The sequence below is a fragment of the Malonomonas rubra DSM 5091 genome (genome assembly GCF_900142125.1).
GTDB classification, from domain to species: Bacteria; Desulfobacterota; Desulfuromonadia; order Desulfuromonadales; family Geopsychrobacteraceae; genus Malonomonas; species Malonomonas rubra.
The window spans coordinates 62,172-82,274 of record NZ_FQZT01000009.1 but is presented as its reverse complement, the minus strand read 5'-3'; the positions used below and the strand labels follow the sequence as shown (position 1 = coordinate 82,274).

At 49.3% G+C, this 20,103-nt stretch carries 21 protein-coding genes; all 21 read right to left on the bottom strand.

Going from position 1 to position 20,103, the window contains the following annotated elements:
* Window positions 1-5: 5 nt before the first annotated feature.
* The 21 genes from BUB13_RS12540 to mnmE all read right to left on the bottom strand — a co-directional run bounded on the left by BUB13_RS12540 (window position 6) and on the right by mnmE (window position 20,101).
* Window positions 6-1,046, bottom strand: coding sequence for a cytochrome C (locus tag BUB13_RS12540; protein WP_072909112.1), 1,041 nt, complete (start codon window positions 1,044-1,046; stop codon window positions 6-8).
* Between the two features lie 24 nt (window positions 1,047-1,070).
* Window positions 1,071-1,337, bottom strand: a complete 267-nt coding sequence (locus BUB13_RS12535) for a hypothetical protein (RefSeq protein ID WP_072909111.1) — start codon at window positions 1,335-1,337, stop codon at window positions 1,071-1,073.
* Window positions 1,338-1,380: 43 nt separating this feature from the next.
* Window positions 1,381-1,626 (bottom strand): hypothetical protein, encoded by a 246-nt coding sequence (locus BUB13_RS12530; RefSeq protein WP_072909110.1) that lies wholly within the window; start codon window positions 1,624-1,626, stop codon window positions 1,381-1,383.
* Between the two features lie 40 nt (window positions 1,627-1,666).
* Complete coding sequence (locus BUB13_RS12525) at window positions 1,667-2,062, bottom strand: response regulator (protein WP_072909109.1); 396 nt, start codon at window positions 2,060-2,062, stop codon at window positions 1,667-1,669.
* 15 nt (window positions 2,063-2,077) lie between these two features.
* Window positions 2,078-2,332, bottom strand: coding sequence for a hypothetical protein (locus BUB13_RS12520; RefSeq protein WP_072909108.1), 255 nt, complete (start codon window positions 2,330-2,332; stop codon window positions 2,078-2,080).
* A gap of 262 nt (window positions 2,333-2,594) precedes the next feature.
* Complete coding sequence (locus BUB13_RS12515; RefSeq protein WP_072909107.1) at window positions 2,595-3,674, bottom strand: sigma 54-interacting transcriptional regulator; 1,080 nt, start codon at window positions 3,672-3,674, stop codon at window positions 2,595-2,597.
* Window positions 3,675-3,871: 197 nt separating this feature from the next.
* Window positions 3,872-5,284 carry a sigma-54-dependent transcriptional regulator gene (locus BUB13_RS12510; RefSeq protein WP_072909106.1) on the bottom strand — a complete coding sequence of 471 codons (1,413 nt, stop codon included), beginning with the start codon at window positions 5,282-5,284 and terminating at the stop codon, window positions 3,872-3,874.
* Window positions 5,259-7,610 (bottom strand): hybrid sensor histidine kinase/response regulator, encoded by a 2,352-nt coding sequence (locus BUB13_RS12505; RefSeq protein ID WP_072909105.1) that lies wholly within the window; start codon window positions 7,608-7,610, stop codon window positions 5,259-5,261. Before BUB13_RS12505 ends, BUB13_RS12510 begins: the two co-directional genes overlap by 26 nt.
* 297 nt (window positions 7,611-7,907) lie before the next feature.
* Window positions 7,908-8,315: a F0F1 ATP synthase subunit epsilon gene (locus BUB13_RS12500; RefSeq protein WP_072909104.1), complete on the bottom strand. Its 408-nt coding sequence runs from the start codon at window positions 8,313-8,315 to the stop codon at window positions 7,908-7,910.
* Between the two features lie 41 nt (window positions 8,316-8,356).
* Window positions 8,357-9,763, bottom strand: a complete 1,407-nt coding sequence (gene atpD, locus BUB13_RS12495) for a F0F1 ATP synthase subunit beta (protein ID WP_072909103.1) — start codon at window positions 9,761-9,763, stop codon at window positions 8,357-8,359.
* Window positions 9,764-9,820: 57 nt separating this feature from the next.
* Window positions 9,821-10,690 carry a F0F1 ATP synthase subunit gamma gene (locus BUB13_RS12490; protein ID WP_072909102.1) on the bottom strand — a complete coding sequence of 290 codons (870 nt, stop codon included), beginning with the start codon at window positions 10,688-10,690 and terminating at the stop codon, window positions 9,821-9,823.
* A 20-nt stretch (window positions 10,691-10,710) separates the two neighbouring features.
* On the bottom strand, window positions 10,711-12,219 hold the full coding sequence (atpA, locus tag BUB13_RS12485) for a F0F1 ATP synthase subunit alpha (protein ID WP_072909101.1): 1,509 nt from the start codon (window positions 12,217-12,219) through the stop codon (window positions 10,711-10,713).
* Between the two features lie 10 nt (window positions 12,220-12,229).
* Window positions 12,230-12,772 (bottom strand): ATP synthase F1 subunit delta, encoded by a 543-nt coding sequence (gene atpH, locus BUB13_RS12480; RefSeq protein ID WP_072909100.1) that lies wholly within the window; start codon window positions 12,770-12,772, stop codon window positions 12,230-12,232.
* Window positions 12,769-13,347, bottom strand: a complete 579-nt coding sequence (locus BUB13_RS12475; RefSeq protein ID WP_072909179.1) for a F0F1 ATP synthase subunit B family protein — start codon at window positions 13,345-13,347, stop codon at window positions 12,769-12,771. The genes atpH and BUB13_RS12475 overlap by 4 nt, the downstream gene beginning before the upstream one ends.
* A 25-nt stretch (window positions 13,348-13,372) precedes the next feature.
* Window positions 13,373-13,801, bottom strand: coding sequence for an ATP synthase F0 subunit B (locus tag BUB13_RS12470; RefSeq protein WP_072909099.1), 429 nt, complete (start codon window positions 13,799-13,801; stop codon window positions 13,373-13,375).
* A 216-nt stretch (window positions 13,802-14,017) separates the two neighbouring features.
* Complete coding sequence (locus tag BUB13_RS12465) at window positions 14,018-14,431, bottom strand: bactofilin family protein (protein WP_072909098.1); 414 nt, start codon at window positions 14,429-14,431, stop codon at window positions 14,018-14,020.
* Between the two features lie 28 nt (window positions 14,432-14,459).
* Window positions 14,460-15,326 (bottom strand): ParB/RepB/Spo0J family partition protein, encoded by an 867-nt coding sequence (locus tag BUB13_RS12460; protein WP_072909097.1) that lies wholly within the window; start codon window positions 15,324-15,326, stop codon window positions 14,460-14,462.
* The gene (locus BUB13_RS12455) at window positions 15,319-16,089 is read right to left on the bottom strand and encodes a ParA family protein (RefSeq protein WP_072909096.1); all 771 of its coding nucleotides are present in this window, start codon (window positions 16,087-16,089) and stop codon (window positions 15,319-15,321) included. The genes BUB13_RS12460 and BUB13_RS12455 overlap by 8 nt, the downstream gene beginning before the upstream one ends.
* Before the next feature lie 116 nt (window positions 16,090-16,205).
* Window positions 16,206-16,844, bottom strand: coding sequence for a 16S rRNA (guanine(527)-N(7))-methyltransferase RsmG (rsmG, locus tag BUB13_RS12450; RefSeq protein ID WP_072909095.1), 639 nt, complete (start codon window positions 16,842-16,844; stop codon window positions 16,206-16,208).
* Entirely contained in the window at window positions 16,822-18,711 is a 1,890-nt protein-coding gene (gene mnmG / locus BUB13_RS12445) for a tRNA uridine-5-carboxymethylaminomethyl(34) synthesis enzyme MnmG (RefSeq protein ID WP_208610166.1), read from the bottom strand. Before mnmG ends, rsmG begins: the two co-directional genes overlap by 23 nt.
* 28 nt (window positions 18,712-18,739) lie before the next feature.
* On the bottom strand, window positions 18,740-20,101 hold the full coding sequence (mnmE, locus tag BUB13_RS12440; protein ID WP_072909093.1) for a tRNA uridine-5-carboxymethylaminomethyl(34) synthesis GTPase MnmE: 1,362 nt from the start codon (window positions 20,099-20,101) through the stop codon (window positions 18,740-18,742).
* Between the last annotated feature and the right edge of the window lie 2 nt (window positions 20,102-20,103).

The window sequence follows — 20,103 nt, the reverse complement described above, 5'->3', positions numbered from 1 at the left end:
CCCTTTTAGTGTTTTCTGTTTTTACGGGTCAAGAAGCGCAGAGTACCGTGTCCGATCGGCATCAAGGTTCCGCCGATGATGATGAGCAGGCCAATGATATTCAGCGAAGCGCTGCGGGTGGTGCCCATCATGTAAAAGTCAGGGGTACCGGTCAGGGCATGCAAAACTGCTCCCTCTTCAACTTCTATGCGAGAGAAGGTCCCTTCATCGTTCGGCAGCGCCAGGAAGCTGGTCTGCATATTTTCAGTTCCGGAGGTATGGCAAAAGCTGCAATCCCAACGGTTATCCAGGGTCTTGACCGAGTGGCTGGCTTCCTTCGGGGTCATGGTTGCCTGCAACCGCATCGACTTGTAGTCTGGATTACGATTGAAAGTGCGCAATTCCGCCAGGGAGATGAAGTTATCGCTGTTCAGATCGACCAGGCTTTGAACTTTTTTGTCACCGGCGAGCGCTTGCAGGTCCTGATGCTTGGAGATTTCGAAGTCACCGAAAGCTGCTTCGCTTTCCTTCTGGATAATATGCAGGATGATGACATAGTCTTCCGAACCTGTATGGCAGGAGATACATGGCAGTTTTGCAACGTGAAGATCGGCCTGCGGCAACCAGTCGGCATGACTTTCAACCACGTCGGTATTCTCGTGACAGTTGGAACACTGCTGGTTCATATCATGACCAGAAACATCAGCCAGTCCGAGCGCTGTATGCGGATTGTGGCAATCACCGCAGGTTGCATTCTCGGCATGCGCACTTGCCATGTACTCGGTTTCGACTTCTTCATGGCAATCACTGCAGCTTGAGGCTGAAATCGATGCACCATCGTCCGGATGCTCATCCGATACCTCTTCGTGGCAGGCCATGCAGCCCATCCCCGAATGCGCGGTATGGCCATAGGCCGCTTCATTGATGTAAAGGTCTTCACCAACTGAATCGATATCACCATGACAGCCCTGACATTCTTCACTATCCATTGCTAAAGCCCCCAGTGGGAACAGCAGCACAAGCAGTATGCAGAGCCACATAAAGCGTGGTTTAGAAGCGTTCTTCATTTTCATATCCTTTGACTTGAAGGCTCAGGTGGCTTCAGATTCTGTTTCAAAAACAACCGCGGGTGCCTCCTGTTTCTCCTCCCGACACTCCCGGCTTTCCGCCACTCTCCAATGACATAATGCACCCAATATTGAAGCTAACTGAGACAGAACGATGATGCTGCAATAAGCCAGAACAAAAACCGCCAGCAGCAGAACAAAAGCATCCAGCTTCTCGTGCAGCGACCAGATCAGAACCAGGCTCGCGACATAACTTCCCAGTAAAAGGGATTTCAATAGAGGCTGTTGCATCGTTACACTCCTGCTCTTTACTGCGGCATCATCGAACGTCCGATTAGCGGTACTTGCTGGTCGCTGTTTCCAGCTCGTCTTCCATGGCTTCCTTTTTACTGAAAACGCCCTTGATCAGGCCGAATGCCAAAGTGGCAACCGGAACCATCTGCAGGAAGATGATCAAACCGCAAATGCCCAGAAACGCCCAAACCAGAACATTACTGCTATCTTCCCGTGCACCGGTCTCGGCCAGAACAGGAGTCGCCAGTACCATCATGCTGAATGCTGCGCTCAATACCTTTTTCATCGTTTTCTCCTTTTCCAGGTTTTGTATGGTCGTTAAACCATTAAGTTAGAGCTGTTCCCAAATCCCCAACCGCGCACTCAACAACAGACAGAAGCTCTTCGTTGTCTTCACGGGTATGGGGTTTCAGGGAGTGATAAAAGATTCCTTTTTCCCTCACCTTGCGAAGCATTTCCGGTGAGTTCTCATCAGAAATCAGTATGATATTCAATTCTTTGTTGCATTCTCTCAGCAGGGAAACGACCTCCGCCGGACTGATCTTTTCCTCGAAGCTGTTACCCAGCAGAATGATCGGCTGATTCTTTTTGATGATATGGGCAACCACAAAAGCAGCTGAAGCAGTGGTATCCACATGGTAGTTCGATTCTTCAAAGAAGTCGGCCAACTGCTGACGAGCTACCGGGTCTTTATCAACAATGAGAATTTTCCGTGCCTTCATAATGCAATCCTCTATTTAAGAAGCAGCGCTTTTTTCGCTCTGGCTTTCGCTCAGAGCGTTTTTGCGGGCACCAAAGAGAACTTCTTTAACGATGCAACCGAATAGAATGGCTGCTGGAACAACCTGCAAAACAATGATGGCTCCGAAGAAGACCAGGAAAAACTTTGCCATAGGGGTCATACTCGGACCGAAATCCACAGCCATCAGTCCAGCTGCTGCAACGGCGGCAACGACCACTGCGACCACGGAATAGATAAGCTTCTTTTTCATCTCGAACTCCTTTCATTTCATGAAGTTGTTTCTGTAATTATTTCTATGAGCAACCAACGTACCAACTTGTAAAATGTTTTATTTTTTTGTTTTTTACCTTTAAAAATCAGCACTTTAACTTCTTCAAGGGATTACCTTTCCGAACCATCCCCCCTTCTTTTCCTGCGAGAAAATTCTTGCCCAGCAGTAAATTCCTGTTCGACAAGAATTGCCCTGCAGGAATTTTTGTTGCGAGAAAGGAATAAGGTCACCTGGTGACATCTCACAGGGGGTTGTCCGTCGCAAAGAGGCCGCCGAACAGATCATCATCGAAGCTGAAATCTTCAACAGCCTTCTTCTTCCGGCCAACAGATGATTTTTTCACGTGCACACGAATGTGAGACGGCAAATCTTTCGGGAACAGGGTCTTCTTGTTACGCGCCGCCAACAGCGCTTGAACGAGACTGTTTTCGAGCTCACGAACATTTCCCGGCCAGGGGTAGGAATTGAGCATCTCCTGGAATTCGGGAGACTGCTCTTTCAAAGCAATATTTCTCGATTTGCAGAAGTTTGTCAGGAAGTAGTCGGTGAGTAGAGAAATATCCCCTTTGCGCTTTCGCAAAGGCGGGATTTCGACAACGTGCTGTTGAAGCATGTGCAACAAAACAGGATCAAACTTTCCCTGCTCTGCCAACTGCTGAAGGTTTCTGTTCGTCGCTGCAATCAGGCGGAAGTTGACGCGGATATCCGTCACTGCGCCGACCGGTCGATATTTCTCATCTTGTAGCAGCCGGTAAAACAATCTCTGCGTCGAACTGGGCAGGTCAGCAACTTCATCAAGAAACAGGGTCCCTTTATTCGCCTGCGGCAGGAGACCGTGATGACCGAAACGAGCGCTGCGGGGCTGCCCCAGCAGGAGCTTCTCCGCAATAGATTCGGGGATGGATCGGCAGTCGACAACGACAAAGTTCTCCCCATCGCGGCGGCTGTTCTGATGCACTGCGCGGGCAAACAATTCTTTGCCGGTCCCGGTTTCACCGCAGATCAGAACCGCATCCTCTTTGCATGCGGCTCTTGCGACCTGATTCAGGCAGGTCTTCAGCTCCGGGCTGTTACCAACGATCTGGGAACGCTGGAGATTCGTAAAATCAATGACTTTCTCCTCAGCTTCCTTAATCGTCAAAACGTTTCCCGCCAACCGGATATCGAGCTGCCGGCGCTCGACGTCCGGCAGCTGCACCCAGACAATCAAATGGTGCAGCAGCTCCGTAGCTACCGATTCATCAATTGCCAGTTCGTAACGATTCCCGGGGCCGGGCACACTCTTCTCTTCAGTCGCTTTATAAACTTGCGTTTTTTTCATTTCACAATCACCTCTCGATTGTTACTCCGATACGCACAGCTTAATTAGCATTACGCATGCCAACCCGGCACAAACGACTAACTACCTGTTTTTATGGAAATATAAGGGTGATTACAGGGGAGGGAAGATCCCCTGTCCCGCAAGAAAATTCTTGCGGGACAGGAATTTTTCTTATTGCCGAGGAAGATTTATGGAAGCTAGCTATTGCGATTAATGGCGTATTTTTTCAGCAGCGCATACAGTCGCGATTGTGACAATCCGGAGATGCGACAGGCTTCCGGGATATCTTTGCCCGAAACCTCCATCAAATCGGTCAGGTACTGTTGCTCGGCCTGGGCATAGACCGTATCACGGAACTCCTGCAGTTTCGGCAGCCGCTGAACCGGTTGCTGAGGGGCATCAGGGAGCGGTTGCGAACCTCCTTCAAGGGAAGACTGAGCAACCTGCACTCGGATATGACTGGGCAGGTGTTTGGGAAAAAGGGTTTGCTCAAAGCGCGCCGTTGCTAACACACGATCAATCGTATTGACAAACTCACGAACGTTGCCCGGCCAGGAGTAATTGCACAGCGTGTCGATGAACTCCGGCGAAAAGCCCTTGGATGGTAACCCGTAGTAGGCGCAGAATTTATCGATATGGTAGCGGGTCAGATCTTTGATATCTTCCCGCCGTTCGCGCAGTGGAGGCAGTTCGATAATAAAAGAACGCAGCCGGAACAGAAGGTCGCTGCGAAACTTTCCCTGCTTGACCATTTCATCAAGATCACGGTTGGTCGCTGCAACCAGGCGGAAATCGCTTTCTACTTCGCGGTTACTGCCGAGAGGGCGGAAACGGTGCTCCTGCAGAACGCGCAAAAATGCTTTCTGCAGCGACATCGGTAACTCGCCCACTTCATCAAGGAAGAGAGTCCCTTTGTGCGCTTGCCGGACGAGACCATCCTGGGCTTTGTCGGCGCCGGTGAAGGACCCTTTTTCATGGCCGAATAACAGGCTTTCGACCAGCGTTTCCGGCAGCGAGGTGCAATCGACAACAACAAAATTTTCTTTGCTGCGGTGGCTGTTCTCATGGACAGCTCGGGCGAAGAGCTCTTTCCCTGTACCGGTTTCTCCGGTAATGAAGACATTGGCGTCGCTCTCCGCCGACTGCGCGATCATGTCGAGACACCCTTTCAGACTGACACTGGAGCCGATAATGCCTTCACGCTTCAATGTCGCCGATTTGCGCGCTTGTAATACTTCCCTTTTTTCCTGCCGATACTGCAATGCCCGCTCGAGCGAGAGAGTGATCTCTTTGACCGAGAACCCTTTTTCGATGTAATCCCAGGCGCCGCTTTTGATTGCAAGTTCAGCCCCGCTGGCATCACCGAAGCCAGTCATAATGATGACTTCCGGTGAAGATGGGCTAGCTTCTATCTTCGGCAAGGCGTCCAGACCATTTCCGTCCGGCATCTTGACGTCGAGAAAAACAACATCGAAGTCCTGTGAGTTAGCGGCAGCAATCCCCTCTTGCAAGGTCATACAGCTGTGCGCAGTATGGCCTTTGCGTTCTACCAGCGTGGTCAGGGTTGTGCACATCATGTCATCGTCATCGATGATAAGAATATTTGGCATACTCTCCTCGTGGCATTTCAATCACTTGGGCATTCAATTGGCGACGGATTGCATCGTTCATTTCATCTTTACCGACCGGTTTCAGCAGCACTTCCCGAATACCGATACTTTGCGCATTTTCCGGTCGCAATGCTGGATCTGTTTCCGGCGAGGAGCCAGAACAAAGAATTATCGGCAGATCTGGGCGGATCGCCAACAACTCACGTGCCAGCGCCTCTCCCGTCATGTTCGGCATAGTCTGGTCAGTAATCACAAGATCGAAATCGTTCGGGTTTGCGCGAAACAGCTCTAGACACTTCCTGCTATCGGTTTGCGGGGTGACACTATAGCCCATCCGACTTAGCATTTTCGCTTTGCCGCGAACATAATCCTCTTCATCATCGACAAACAGGATACGCTCATTTCCCTGATGTTCAAAATTCACAACGCGCTGCGGTATAATATTCAGCTTTTCTTTCAACTTTGGAAACAGTACTGAAAAAATTGTTCCACGATCCGGAACGCTATCAACTGTGATAGCGCCTTCGTAGCCCTTGATAATACCGTGAACTACCGATAAGCCAAGTCCAGTTCCCTTTCCTTGTGTCTTGGTCGAATAAAAAGGATCGAAGATTCGTTCCATGGTTTCCCTGTCCATGCCATGTCCGGTATCAGAAACCTGCAACTCAATATATTCGCCCGGCTCCAAACCTGGATATGACTTGCATGCATCTTCGTCAAGCTCAACCTCTTCCAGCACAACACCGAGGCTGCCTCCATTTTCTCTCATGGCATCAGCAGCATTGGTACAGAGATTCATCACGACTTGATGAATCTGGGTCGGATCGGCGGCAATTTCACCAACATCATTAGCAACCCACTTCTTCACTTCAATCGTTGTTGGCAAAGAAGCGCGCAGCAGATTGAAACATTCTTCGACAATGTTAGCTATCTGCACCGGCTGTTTCTCCTGCTCTGTTCTTCGGCTCAGAGTCAGGATCTGTTTAACCAGGTCTTTACCGCGAAAACCTGCTTTTAATACAATCTCGAGACTTTTCTTCAGGGGGTCATCATCGGGGATGTCTTCAAGGGTCATCTCGGTATTCGTAATGATAACAGCAAGAATATTATTGAAATCGTGCGCAATTCCCCCGGACAGTGTGGCGATTGCTTCCAGCTTTTGCGCTTGTCTCAGTTGACGCTGCAACTGAGTTTCATTGGTGACATCTCGCACGATAACCACATAGCGACTGACGCTTCCGGTGGCACCTCGTACCGGCGATATCCGCGCATGAACGACATAGCGGTTTCCATCACTGCGCTCATTATCAAAGTGTCCGCTTTGCACCATGCCGGTATCGATTGCCATCTTTATCGATTCATAGAAGCTTCGGTTGCGCAGGCAGCATTCAAAACTGTGGATACTTTTGCCAACGGAGTCTTCGGCAGCAGCACCACATATTCCTTCATACGAAGAATTCATGTACTGGATGATTCCATCACGGTCAAACGTTAATACACCGTTGGATGCCTGCTCAATGGCCGCTGCAAGGAGCATCCTTTCTTCCAGCGCGTGCTCACGTTCATCGTTCATACGGATTGTCTTGATACCGTAAGACAAATCATCGGCAAGCTCTTCCATACGGACGATCTCTTCGGGATCAAAAGCATTAACTTCGTCTGCAAAAATCACCAGAGCACCGAAAACTTCCCCAGCCTCCCGTAGCGGCAATGAAATCCCGGATTCGTAACCGCTTCTCAGTGCAGCATCACGCCAGGGCAGATAATCAGGATTTGTTTTAAAATTTTGAAAAACTGTTGTTTTCCCAGTTCTTATCGTCGTACCAGCAGGTCCTCGGCCCCGCTCTGAGTCGGCCCAGGTCGCTTGCATGTTGTCGATAAAATTATCTTCAAAACCCCAATAAGCCACAGGACGCAAGGTTTTGTCTTCATCCTGCTCAGCAAAACCGACCCAGGCACATCTGTAACCGCCAACCTTGACGAAGATACGGCAAATCTCCTTCATCAACTCCTGCTCGTCGGTGATCCGAGTAATAGCCTTGGTGCACTCACTGATACTGCGCAGTGCTCGGTTTGCTTCACGTAGAGATTCCTGCGAATAGCTGATAGCGACATCCCAAAAACGCAGCAACCAGTAAAGCAGGATGGCTGAAAAAGCGATAAACAGCCAGTGACTGAGGGCGACAGATTTGTGTGAGTTTTCTGGTTGATTCAGCAGAACAGCGAAAAGGCTATCTGAAAAGAATGTCCACATCCCACCAAGCGAGGCGTAAGAAATGGCAATCGTGTAGCATGTCAGCTTTTCTGGCTTCTTATACGCAATCATAAAATCCTACCGTATAACGATTGATTGCAGGGAATATATCACTTCAGCCGTAACTGACAGGCCGACACCGGGGAGTGACTTTGACCTGGATGATGTCGCAACAACATCACCTTCTTCAAAAAATCATTTAATTACAAAGGGGTAGCGAGCAAGCAAACACCCTATTTGTTAATTAATAACAAAGCGGCACCTCTTGTCAATAACCTATCGCTCTTGTCTGCTTTTCCCTCTGATTTTGACAAAAAAAAGGTGCCCGAAAATTCGGACACCTTTTTAGGATTATCTGACAAGCGCTGATTACTTTTTGCCAGCAACCTGAATACGGATCAAGGCCCGCTCAAGTGCAGCTTCCATAACCTTAAACTGCTTGTCTTCTTCAGACAGGGTTTTCAACGCATCTTCCGCGCGGCCAAGAGCTGCCTCAGCTCGCTTAAGGTCGATTTCATCAGCTTTTTCAGCAGTATCGACCAGCACTGTGACCTTGTCATCAGCAACTTCAAGATAGCCCCAGTTCACAGCAACGTGAAACTGCTCGCTTCCCCGCTTATAGGAAAGCTCACCCACTTTTAAGGTGGTCAGCAGCGGGGTGTGGCCAGGCAGCAGACCCAACTCACCGACAAAACCGGGAGCTGTGATCTCATCGACCTCCTCCGAGAGCACCTTCTTATAGGGGGTCACCATTTCGAGTGTAAGCTTATCAGCCATTGCGACTGTCCTTTACGTTTGAATCTTGTCTCTTAGCCCGATTAGGCAGCCATTTCCTTGGCTTTTTCGATCGCCTCTTCGATGGTCCCGACGAGGTAGAAAGCCTGTTCTGGCAGATTGTCGTGCTTACCATCGAGGATTTCCTGGAACCCCTTGATGGTGTCCTTCAGCTCAACGTACTTGCCCGGGGAACCGGTGAAGACCTCGGCAACGTGGAACGGCTGCGAGAGGAAACGCTGAATCTTACGGGCACGGGCGACGACCAGCTTGTCATCCTCAGAGAGTTCGTCCATACCGAGGATGGCAATGATGTCCTGCAGGTCCTTGTAACGCTGCAGCACGTACTGAACGTCACGGGCAACCTTGTAGTGCTCTTCGCCGATAACCTGCGGATCGAGGATCCGGCTGGTGGAGTCGAGCGGGTCAACCGCTGGGTAAATACCGAGCTCGGCAATCTGACGCGAAAGAACGGTGGTCGCATCCAAGTGAGCAAATGCAGTCGCCGGGGCCGGGTCAGTCAAGTCGTCAGCAGGGACGTAGATCGCCTGAACCGAGGTGATGGAACCTTTGTCGGTGGTGGTGATCCGCTCCTGCAGCTCACCCATCTCGGTCGACAGGGTCGGCTGGTAACCAACGGCGGAAGGAATCCGGCCGAGCAGCGCCGAAACCTCGGAACCTGCCTGGGTGAAACGGAAGATGTTGTCAACGAACAGCAGAACGTCCTGACCTTCCTCATCACGGAAGTATTCAGCAACAGTCAGTGCCGACAGAGCAACACGTGCACGTGCTCCCGGCGGCTCATTCATCTGACCGTAGATCAGAGCAGCTTTGTCGAGAACGCCCGACTCTTTCATCTCTTCCCACAGGTCGTTACCCTCACGAGTCCGCTCACCAACGCCAGCGAAAACCGAGAAACCACCGTGCTGCTGAGCAACGTTGTTGATCAGCTCCATGATCAGAACGGTCTTACCAACACCGGCACCGCCGAACAGACCGATCTTACCACCCCGGGAGTACGGAGCGAGCAGATCGACAACTTTGATACCGGTTTCGAACGCCTCAACCTTGGTTGACTGGCTAACGAATTCCGGAGCCGGGCGGTGAATACCCCAAGCCTTGTCATTTTCGACCGGACCAGCTTCGTCAACCGGCTCACCGACAACGTTCATGATGCGGCCGAGAGTTTTCGGGCCGACCGGCATCAGAATCTGATCGCCGGTATCAAGAACGTCCTGACCGCGAACCAAACCTTCGGTGGCGTCCATAGCGATGGTACGGACGGTGTTTTCACCCAAGTGCTGAGCAACCTCACACACCAGGTTCCACTCACGGTCGTCCAACGACGGGTTGGTAATTTTGACAGCGTGGAAGATCTCCGGCAGTTTGCCGGGCTCGAACTCGACGTCAACAACAGGACCAATAACCTGTGTGATCTTTCCCTTGTTCATAACTAAACCTTTCCTCCTTATCCCAGCGGAATAAGCTTTATATGTCTGAAACCTAACTTACTTAATCGATTCAGCACCGGAGATGATTTCCATCAGCTCCTTGGTGATAGCTGCCTGACGTGCGCGGTTGTACTGCAGTGTCAGTTTGCCGATCATCTCCGAAGCATTCCGGCTGGCACTGTCCATCGCCGACATCCGAGCTCCTTGCTCAGATGCATTCGACTCGAGCAGACCACGGAAGAACTGCACCTCAACCATCTTCGGCAGGATATCGGAGAGAACCCCAGCCTTATCCGGCTCGTAGATATAGTCGATGCTATCTTCGGCACCCTCTTCAGCTTCTTTCGGCTGAATCGGCAGCACCTGCTCCAGGGTCACGTTCTGTACGATGGCACTCTGGAACGCGTTGTAGAGGACGAAAACAGCGTCGTATTTCTCTTCGCTGTAAGCATCAACAACTTCCTGACCGATCAACTGGGCCGTCTTGTAAGTCGCGTCGGTAGTGATGTTCTCATAGACCTTGACGATCTTGTCACCGAGGCGACTCTTGAGGAAATCACGACCTTTGCGGCCGATGATCATCAGGTCGATGTCATCGAAACCCTGCTCGTTGGCACGGATGAAGCGCTCCGCCTCTTTCGAGACGTTGGCGTTGAAACCGCCACAGAGACCGCGGTCAGCGGTCATCAGCACGACCAATGCGCGACTGGTGCCCCGCTGGCTAAGCAGCGGATGGGCATCAGCCTCTTCCCGTGCAGCCAGGTTCGACAGTACCGACTGCAGCTTTTCCGCATAAGGGCGGGCAGCAACAGCGGCGTCCTGGGCACGACGCAGTTTGGCCGCGGCGACCATTTTCATCGCCTTGGTGATCTGCTGGGTATTTTTAACCGAGCCGATCCGTTTTTTAATATCCTTCAGACTTGGCATCTGTCCAAACCCTTATCGAATCAGGCTACAAACTGACCTTTGAATTCATCCAAAGCCGACTTGATCTTTGCTTCCAAATCGTCGTCAATCTTGTTCTTCTCGGTCAGCTCTTTAACGATATCGCTGTGCTGAGCGCCCATGAAAGCCAGCATTTCACTCTCGTAGCGCTGAACGGCGGTGGTCGGGTACTCGTCAACGTAGCCGTTGTTAGCTGCGTAGATAGCGAGGACCTGAGTTGCAACCGGCATCGGCTGGTACTGGCCCTGCTTGAGAATCTCAACCAGACGGGCACCACGGTTAAGCTGGGCCTGGGTCGCAGCATCGAGGTCGGAACCGAACTGTGCAAACGCTGCCATCTCACGATACTGAGCGAGTGCCAAACGCAAGGTACCGGCAACCTGCTTCATCGCTTTGACCTGAGCCGAACCACCGACTCGGGAAACCGACAGACCAACGTTGATCGCCGGGCGAACACCGGAGTAGAACAGGTCGGTCTCGAGGAAGATCTGACCGTCAGTAATCGAGATAACGTTTGTCGGGATGTACGCGGAAACGTCACCCGCCTGGGTCTCGATGATCGGCAGAGCAGTCAGGGAACCTGCACCCTCTGCATCGGAGAGCTTCGCTGCACGCTCGAGCAACCGGCTGTGCAGGTAGAAGACGTCACCCGGGAATGCCTCACGTCCTGGCGGGCGACGCAGCAGCAGGGAAAGCTGACGATAAGCAACCGCCTGCTTGGAGAGGTCATCGTAAATGATCAGAGCATGCTTGCCGTTGTCACGGAAGATCTCGCCCATGGTAACACCGGTGTAGGGTGCGATGAACTGCAGCGGAGCCGGGTCGGAAGCGGTCGCGGAAACGACGATGGTGTAATCCATCGCACCGTGCTGACGCAGCTTCTCAACAACCTGGGCAACCGTGGAACGCTTTTGACCGATAGCGACGTAGATACAGATAACGCCGTTACCCTTCTGGTTGATGATGGTGTCAGTGGCAACAGCGGTCTTACCGGTCTGACGGTCACCGATGATCAGCTCACGCTGGCCACGACCGATCGGAACCATGGCGTCGATCGCTTTGAGGCCGGTCTGCATCGGCTCATGAACAGACTTACGGGAAACAATACCCGGGGCCTTGATCTCAACCTGGCTGTAGGTGTCGGTCTTGATGTCTCCTTTGCCGTCGATCGGAATACCGATACCGTTAACAACACGGCCGACCAGGGCGTCACCAACCGGAACCTGCACGATCTGTTCGGTCCGCTTGACCAGGTCACCTTCTTTGATGTGTTCGGAATCACCGAGGATCGCCGCACCGACGTTATCTTCCTCGAGGTTCAGAACCATACCCATGGTGCCGCCAGGGAACTCGAGGAGCTCACCGGACATCGCCTTGTCAAGACCGTGGATACGGGCGATACCGTCACCAACCGAAATGATGGTACCGGTTTCGCTGACTTCTACTTCGCGACCGAAGTCTTCAATCTGCTTCTTGATAATCGCGCTGATTTCTTCTGCTCTGATTTCCATGATAATCCTGTTACCCCTTTGCTAAGGTATCTTCAATCCGTTTCAGCTGGGTTTTCACACTACCGTCAAAAAGTCTGCCGCCCATCTCGGCCTTGAGGCCACCGATGAGAGACTTATCTGTTTCTAGGCTAAGTACGATCTTTTTACCGGTCTGCTGCTCAAGGCTTTTCTTCAGTGCCTCAGAGCGTGCCTTGGTAAGCTTGTTGGCCGAAGTGATCGTTGCCCGCACAACGCCGGACTGCTCATCAGCGAACTTGCGGTAGCTCTGTTCAATCTGCGGAACATAGCCGATCCGGTCTTTTTCAAGGAGCAGGCTGAGGAAAGTCTTCATCCCCTCGCTCAACTTGAGAAGCTCACAAAGATCGTTCATGATCGCTGTTTTCTTTTCCAGCGGAAAAGTCGGGCTGTCGAGCAACAGACGCAACAGATCTTCGCTCTTCAGGACCGACGCAACATTCGCCAGCTCTTCAGCGTAGGGCTCAACCTTTTTCTGCTCGGAAGCAATGTTGAGCAACGCCTTGGCGTACCTTATTCCAATCGCACTGCTACTCAATGTAACTCTCCCACCTTCTGCATATACTCGTCGATCAGACGGGCATCATCGTCCTTGGTGAAGTTCTTCTTCAGCAAACCTTCAGCCAACTCAACGGCCAGTGCTGTCGCCTCTTGTTGCAACTCACGACGTGCCTTGGCAACTTCCAGTTCGGCCGCTTTTTCAGCATCCTGCTCAATCTTGACTGCCATCTCTTTAGCGTTGGCAATGATTCTCTGCTTCTCCAGCTCACCTTCGCGGCGGATGGCATCGCTGATTTCGGCAATCTCTTCAGTAGCCTGATCCAGCTTGCGATCATACTCAGCGAATTTAGCTTCGGCTTCTTCTTTGGCTTTTTTCGCTTCTGCCAGAGCTTTCTCGATCTCTTCGGTGCGGCCAGCCAGCCCTTTCTTCAGCGGCTTGCGCAGGAAATAGACCAGAATTGCAACAACACAGCCAAAGTTCAGAATCCGCCAGAGGAAGTCTTTCAGCAGAACACCGCTATCCGCATGACCACCACCAGCAGCGAGCGCCACACCAGTCATCGACACGAGCAGCAAGGACGTCAGCAGAACTGTTCTTGTTTTCTTGTACATAACTACCTTCAACCCTTCCAGATCTTTATGCCAGTTCACGTCCGAGAACCTTGGTGGCAATCTGGCCGGCCAAAGATTCTGCGTCACTTTTCAGAGTTTTGCTCGCTGAAGCTGCTTCCTCACCTACCTGAGCCTTGATCGCCTGCAGGCGGGCAGTCGCTTTGCCCTGAGCATCGGAAAGAATTTTAGTTTCTTCTTCCGTTGCGGTCTTTTTCAGCTTGTTGCGTTCTTCATTTGCAGCTTTTTTCGCTTCACCTAGCTGCTCCTGATAACGCTGCATCTTATCCTCGATATCCGCTTCAAGGCTTTTTGCATGTTCATGCGAACCGTCAATCGCCTGCTTTCGCTCAGCAATGATATTACTCAACGGCTTATATAGCATTTTGTTGAGAATAATCAGCAGGATAATAAAATTGACAAATTGTAAACCGAGAGTCCAGTCAACACTGATCACCTAACTCACCTCATTTTGTAAGTTTATGGTTAGTTTTTAGGTATACTGTATACAAGATTTGAGATCAAAAAAGCCTGCCCTTGGGGCAAAGCAACGCATAGCTACCACAACGCGCATATCGTGTCAAGAAAGATTCCTTCGTTTCTACAACAGTGTTCGCTTTTTACGGAACAGCTGCAGCAAAAGACATTTCATATTAAAAATCATATAAGCAGCTTATTTTTCCGACTTTTTTGCTTTTAAATCTAGCGGCCCGCTCGTCATCTTTACCTGACCATTAAAAATAACTTTTTCTTCTATCTTTAATTGCGGGGTTTCAATTGTCCCCTCTACCTTTGCTGGAGCGCGCAACTCCACCATCGTCGTCGCTTTGACATTGCCAGAGAACTGACCACTGAGAATTAAGGCTCCGACATTGATTTCACCTTCTATAACGGCAGTATCGCCAACCACCAGCGTATCGCTTGAGTTTATTTCACCAACAAAGCTGCCATCCAGCCTTACCATCTCATCAAAACTGAGCTTACCTTCAAACTTGCTGCCTGGTCCAAGAAACGCTTTGATATCTGCTTTTTCAATCGACACCGGTTTTTTCATTTCTAGCTGCTCCTGTTTTTTTCCACCGAACATTTACTTCACCATTTAAAAGAGAGGCGGATCAGGCTGTGACCCCGAACATTTCTAGCAATCGCTCCAATTCAACCTGATCGTGGTAGCTGATTTCTATTTTCCCTCCCTTCCCCTTAGGAGAGAGCTTAACCTGTGCCCCCAAAGTCTGCTTTAAAGAGGACTCAAGCTCGAGAATATTTGGATCAACTTCTTTGATCACTTTTTCTACCGGTTTTTTATCTCCGGTAAAATTTTTGATTTTCTTGACCAGTTTCTCTGTTTCACGCACCGAGAGTTTCTTACGGATAACCTCTTCGCTCGCTTCAAAAATATCCTCATCATTCTCCAGCGAGAGCAAAGCACGTGCATGTCCCATCGAAAGGCGATTTGCCAACAAATCATCCTTTACCTTATTCGGCAGGCGCAACAGGCGAAGAGCGTTGGCCACCGTTGAGCGATCCTTACCGACACGCTTGGCAACCTCTTCCTGGGAGAGATCAAAACTATCCATCAAGTGACGATACGCCGTCGCCTCTTCTACGGCATTGAGATCTTCCCTCTGGATATTTTCGATCAGTGCAATTTCCAGCGCCCAGTCTTCTGTAACATCCTGAATAACAACCGGAACCCTTTCGAGGCCTGCTTTCTGGGCAGCTCGCCAGCGTCGTTCTCCGGCGATGATCTGATAGTGGTCAGACATCTGCCGGATGACAAGGGGTTGAATAACGCCCTTCTCTTTAATGGAAGCAACCAGCTCTGCCATTTTTTCATCATCAAAGGTTTTACGCGGCTGCTGGCTGTGTGGTCGCAACTCTTCTATTGGGCAGGAGAAGTATTTTTTACCCCCCTCCTGCGCTGCAGAACTGAGCAGAGCGCCAATTCCTTTTCCCAGTGCCGGGCGTTTCGGTTTAGCCATGGGTCCCTCCCGTCAGCATCTCTTTGGCAAGTTCCATATAGGCCTGTGCACCACGTGAGGCAATATCATACATCAGTGCTGGTTGACCGTAGCTGGGGGCTTCAGAAAGGCGGACATTCCGTGGCACGACAGCATTAAAAACCTTGTCGCCGAAATGATCACGGATTTCGCTGCTGACCTGTTTGCAGAGGTTGTTACGTCCATCATACATGGTCAGCAAAATGCCACCGATTTCAAGTTGAGGGTTCAGTTCCTGCTGCACCAGACGGATGGTCTGCATCAGTTGTCCGAGACCTTCCATTGCATAAAACTCGCACTGCAATGGAACCAAAACCGAATTTGCTGCCGTCAAGGCATTGACCGTAAGCAGGCTTAAAGAAGGGGGGCAATCTATAATTATATACTCGTATTGATCGACGATCTCGGCTAAAACATTTTTCAGTTTCTTGTCGCGATCTTCTTCTTCGATCAATTCAATCTCGGCACCAATCAGGTCAGTTGTCGATGGCATCATCTGGAGGCATTCAAGGTCCGTCTGGCAAATAACTTCAGAGGCTGATTTTTCGCCCAAAAGAGCATCATAAACCGTTGAAATCATTTCTGTTTTATCTATTCCGAGACCGCTACACGCATTTGCTTGAGGGTCCATATCAACCAGCAGAGTTTTCTTTTCCGCTGCCGCCAGGGAGGCTGAAAGATTGACGGCGGTTGTGGTCTTGCCAACTCCGCCTTTCTGATTTGCTACGGCGATAATCTTTGCCATTCTCTTCTCCTTGAAGCTTCAAACGCGAATTTCAGAGATTATCATAGACGGACCCTGAATTCAGCCAATTTCCTTGAAAAATAGATTAAAAGTGGATTTTAGCCGAAAACTACAGATCAACAGGATTTTTGTAGGACGTATAGTTGCCGTTCTGCCTTACTTTGCGGAAGAAAATAGTTATGCTGCTGCTTAAACGCAAACCCTTCAGCAGACTCTTTTCCTAAGAATGCATCCAACTCGCTCGGACCTTCTGGGCCCTTCATGATATAGAGCAACCCATTATTTCTCAGTACTGGTTTTGCCCACCGCAAAAGATCGGAGAAATTGCTCAATGCACGAGCTATAACAAAATCAAAATCAGCGGCTGCATTGATCTTTTCCAAACGCGAGCAAACTGGTAGCAGATTTTCCAATTCCAAAATTCGTCTGACATGCTTTTGAAAATTTATTTTCTTGCCGACACTATCTACGGAGACAACCTCCATTTCAGCGAGCGCTATAGCTAAGGGAATCCCAGGAAGTCCGCCCCCAGATCCCATATCAAGCATGCGGCCTTTTTTTTCTATGAATTTCAACAATAGGAGGGAATCTATCAGGTGTTTTTCTAAAGCTTCGGCTGGATCGGTTATTGCGGTCAGGTTTATCCGTTTATTCCAGCGCAACATTTCCTGAAGGAAACAAACTTGCTTTTCCAGAATACCTATGGATAGATCAATTCCATTGTCTCGCAGATTATCTTGCAGAATTTTTAGCATGATATTTTTTCCGCAAGTAGACATTTAAAATAGCAACAGCGGCTGGAGTTACCCCTTGAATTCGTCCTGCATGGGCCAAATTAACTGGTCGAACTTTATCTAAATATTCGCGCACTTCCGTCGACAGACTATCGACATCAGCATAGTCTATATCTTCCGGTATTTTTATTTTTTCGTATTCTTTTGAGCGCTCAACCATTTCGAGTTGTCGCTCTATATAACCAGAATACTTGATCGCAATTTCTAACTGCTCCAGTGCTGCTGGGCTCAATGTCTGCAGGTCAGCATGCTCAGCTGCTATTTTTTCAATTGTCATCTCCGGGCGGCGCAGCAGCGACTCCAGATCGAGACCGCTTTTCAATTGGCCGAGACCGAACTTTTCTACCAACTCTTTATTGGCAGAGGTAATCATATTTTCGCGCAAAAACCTTTCACCCTTGGCAACCTGCTCCTGCTTTTCCTGATACAGTTCCCAGCGATCATCTTCTACTAAGCCTATACTACGACCCAACTCGGTAAATCTTTGATCAGCATTATCTTCACGCAGTAACAAGCGATATTCAGAACGCGAAGTAAACATCCGATAAGGTTCGGTTGTCGACTGAGTTACCAGGTCATCAATCATGACGCCGATATATCCTTGATCACGGCCAACTATCAATTCACCTTTTTCCTTGCAGCGCAAAGCGGCGTTAATACCGGCCAACAATCCTTGTGCAGCCGCTTCTTCATATCCGGAAGTCCCATTAATCTGTCCAGCATGGTAAAGGCCATTCACGTTGCGGGTTTCCAAAGTCATCTTTAACTGTGTCGGCTCTACGAAATCATACTCAATGGCATAGCCTGGTCGCATAAGTTCGACTTTTTCCAGACCAATCATTGTGCGGAAATATTTAAGCTGTACATCTGGTGGCAGAGAAGTCGACATACCACTCGGGTACATTTCACTGCTCATCCGCCCTTCCGGTTCGATAAAAGTCTGGTGAGAATTACGATCGGGAAAGCGCACGACCTTATCTTCTATGGATGGACAATACCTTGGGCCTATTCCTTCTATATTCCCTGAGAAGAGAGCAGACTTATCCAGATTGTCACGAATAATCTGATGTGTTTCTTCGTTAGTGTAAGAAATATAACAATTTACTTGTTCACAAGTAATTTTATCGGTCATAAAGGAGAAAGGCTTAGGCACTGCATCTCCTGGCTGACTTTCCAGTTTTGAATAATCGATAGACCTAGACGACAGTCGAGCTGGTGTCCCTGTCTTTAGACGGCCAACATTTAGCCCTAATCTTCTTAAAGATTCTGACAATCCTTCAGATGACGGTTCACCCGCCCGGCCGCCAGAGTAATTATTCAAACCGACATGAATCAGGCCACGCATAAAGGTGCCAGTTGTCAAAACAACTGTCCGACTTTCGAATTTCAATCCTTCACGAATTCTCACCCCTGTTATCCGATCAGCCTCAGACAACAGATCGACAACCATTCCTTGCTTTAAATCAAGCAACGGTTCTTTTTCTACGATTGATTTCATACGGGCACTATACGCCATACGATCTGCTTGTGCCCGTCCTGCCCGAACTGCAGGGCCTTTTTTTGTATTAAGTCGGCGGAACTGTATGCCGGTGGCATCAATATTCAGACCCATTTCCCCACCAAGAGCATCGATTTCTGACACCAGATGTCCCTTGGCCAGACCACCTATTGATGGATTACAGGACATTTGAGCAACCGTGTCTAACCCCATGGTCAGCAAAAGAGTTAGGCAACCCATCCGCGCTGTAGCGAGAGCAGCTTCACACCCGGCATGCCCTGCCCCTACAACAATGACATCATATTTTTTACCGTAACTAGACATTTTCACAACCCGTGAAATGTTTCACGTGAAACATTTACTTGCCTATACAAAACTGAGAGAAAATTCCACTCAAAACACTATCTGTAGTGGTCTCTCCGGAAATCTGCCCAAGATATTGTAGCGAATCACGAATATCAAAGGCAATAAACTCAAGAGACTGTCCTTCACACAGAGCAATAAGAACATTTTGAAGATTTTTCAATGTCGAGACAAGAGAGTCATAATGACGTTGTTCAGAAAGCATGACAGATTCATTTGCAGCAATATAATCACCCAAAAGATATTCACCTATCGCTTCTTTCAACTCATCAAGCCCTTCTCCCGTTTTTATGGATATCGAGTATAAAGGATGGGTAACAAAAGAAAGATCTGCAATTTTTTCTAAATCTGATTTTGTTTCAACAACAAAAGTAGGAGCAGTTTCGCAAGATCGATAAGAATAAATATCTTGATCATCAACCTCTTTCGACCCATCAATCAGCAGGAGAACAAGATCAGCGTGCCCAATTTTATCAATGGCTCGCTTTACTCCTTCCATTTCCACCGGGTCATCAGACTGGCGCAACCCAGCAGTATCGACCAATCGGACGGGAACGCCTGCCAAGGTGATCCCTTCTTCCAAAAGGTCGCGTGTTGTTCCAGGTATATCGGTAACGATAGCCCGCTCTTCACCCAGAAGCTTATTAAGCAAAGAGCTCTTGCCAGCGTTTGGGCGGCCAACTAGAAGTATAGAAGCACCATCGGCCAACACTTTGCCAGAATTAAATGTGTCAATCAGAGTGTTAATTTCTTCAATAACAGATGAAACAGTCCGCTCAATGTGTTCAAGGTCTTCTCGAGGTAGCTCCTCTTCTGGAAAATCTATCCATGCTTCAACCAGGATTTGAATTTTTCGTAAACGCTCTGTGAAGTCATCAATACAGCGGCTAAGTTGTCCCTCTACCTGAGAAAGGGCCAACTTTCGAGAAGAATCTGTCTTTGCATGAATCAGGCGTGCAACAGCCTCGGCTTGCGATAAATCGAGACGACCATTAGCAAAAGCACGATAAGTAAATTCCCCAGCATCTGCCAGACGCAGCCCATAATCAAAATAAAGATTGAGGATAGATTTTACAACCTGCTGGCTACCGTGGCAGTGAATTTCAACAACATCATCACAGGTGTAAGTGTGAGGGGCAGACATATAAACAGCCATAATTTCATCAATATGCTGTTCATCTTGATCAACTAGAGTGCCATGATAAAGGCGTTGGGAAGAAAATTTGATATTGTGCGTGGTCGGTCGAAAGTACTTTTTCAGAGAATCTAATGCACGTGGTCCGGAAATACGGACCACGGCAATACCACCCTCTCCGACTGCTGTAGCCGGAGCAATTATAGTGTCACTCAGGTTCATGA

What these genes read in the sequence shown, in the direction of transcription:
- BUB13_RS12540 (WP_072909112.1), bottom strand. Translation starts at nt 1,046, where the DNA reads ATGAAGAACGCTTCTAAACCACGCTTTATGTGGCTCTGCATACTGCTT.
- BUB13_RS12535 (WP_072909111.1), bottom strand. Translation starts at nt 1,337, where the DNA reads ATGCAACAGCCTCTATTGAAATCCCTTTTACTGGGAAGTTATGTCGCG.
- BUB13_RS12530 (WP_072909110.1), bottom strand. Translation starts at nt 1,626, where the DNA reads ATGAAAAAGGTATTGAGCGCAGCATTCAGCATGATGGTACTGGCGACT.
- BUB13_RS12525 (WP_072909109.1), bottom strand. Translation starts at nt 2,062, where the DNA reads ATGAAGGCACGGAAAATTCTCATTGTTGATAAAGACCCGGTAGCTCGT.
- BUB13_RS12520 (WP_072909108.1), bottom strand. Translation starts at nt 2,332, where the DNA reads ATGAAAAAGAAGCTTATCTATTCCGTGGTCGCAGTGGTCGTTGCCGCC.
- BUB13_RS12515 (WP_072909107.1), bottom strand. Translation starts at nt 3,674, where the DNA reads ATGAAAAAAACGCAAGTTTATAAAGCGACTGAAGAGAAGAGTGTGCCC.
- BUB13_RS12510 (WP_072909106.1), bottom strand. Translation starts at nt 5,284, where the DNA reads ATGCCAAATATTCTTATCATCGATGACGATGACATGATGTGCACAACC.
- BUB13_RS12505 (WP_072909105.1), bottom strand. Translation starts at nt 7,610, where the DNA reads ATGATTGCGTATAAGAAGCCAGAAAAGCTGACATGCTACACGATTGCC.
- BUB13_RS12500 (WP_072909104.1), bottom strand. Translation starts at nt 8,315, where the DNA reads ATGGCTGATAAGCTTACACTCGAAATGGTGACCCCCTATAAGAAGGTG.
- atpD (WP_072909103.1), bottom strand. Translation starts at nt 9,763, where the DNA reads ATGAACAAGGGAAAGATCACACAGGTTATTGGTCCTGTTGTTGACGTC.
- BUB13_RS12490 (WP_072909102.1), bottom strand. Translation starts at nt 10,690, where the DNA reads ATGCCAAGTCTGAAGGATATTAAAAAACGGATCGGCTCGGTTAAAAAT.
- atpA (WP_072909101.1), bottom strand. Translation starts at nt 12,219, where the DNA reads ATGGAAATCAGAGCAGAAGAAATCAGCGCGATTATCAAGAAGCAGATT.
- BUB13_RS12475 (WP_072909179.1), bottom strand. Translation starts at nt 13,347, where the DNA reads ATGTACAAGAAAACAAGAACAGTTCTGCTGACGTCCTTGCTGCTCGTG.
- BUB13_RS12465 (WP_072909098.1), bottom strand. Translation starts at nt 14,431, where the DNA reads ATGTTCGGTGGAAAAAAACAGGAGCAGCTAGAAATGAAAAAACCGGTG.
- BUB13_RS12460 (WP_072909097.1), bottom strand. Translation starts at nt 15,326, where the DNA reads ATGGCTAAACCGAAACGCCCGGCACTGGGAAAAGGAATTGGCGCTCTG.
- BUB13_RS12455 (WP_072909096.1), bottom strand. Translation starts at nt 16,089, where the DNA reads ATGGCAAAGATTATCGCCGTAGCAAATCAGAAAGGCGGAGTTGGCAAG.
- rsmG (WP_072909095.1), bottom strand. Translation starts at nt 16,844, where the DNA reads ATGCTAAAAATTCTGCAAGATAATCTGCGAGACAATGGAATTGATCTA.
- mnmE (WP_072909093.1), bottom strand. Translation starts at nt 20,101, where the DNA reads ATGAACCTGAGTGACACTATAATTGCTCCGGCTACAGCAGTCGGAGAG.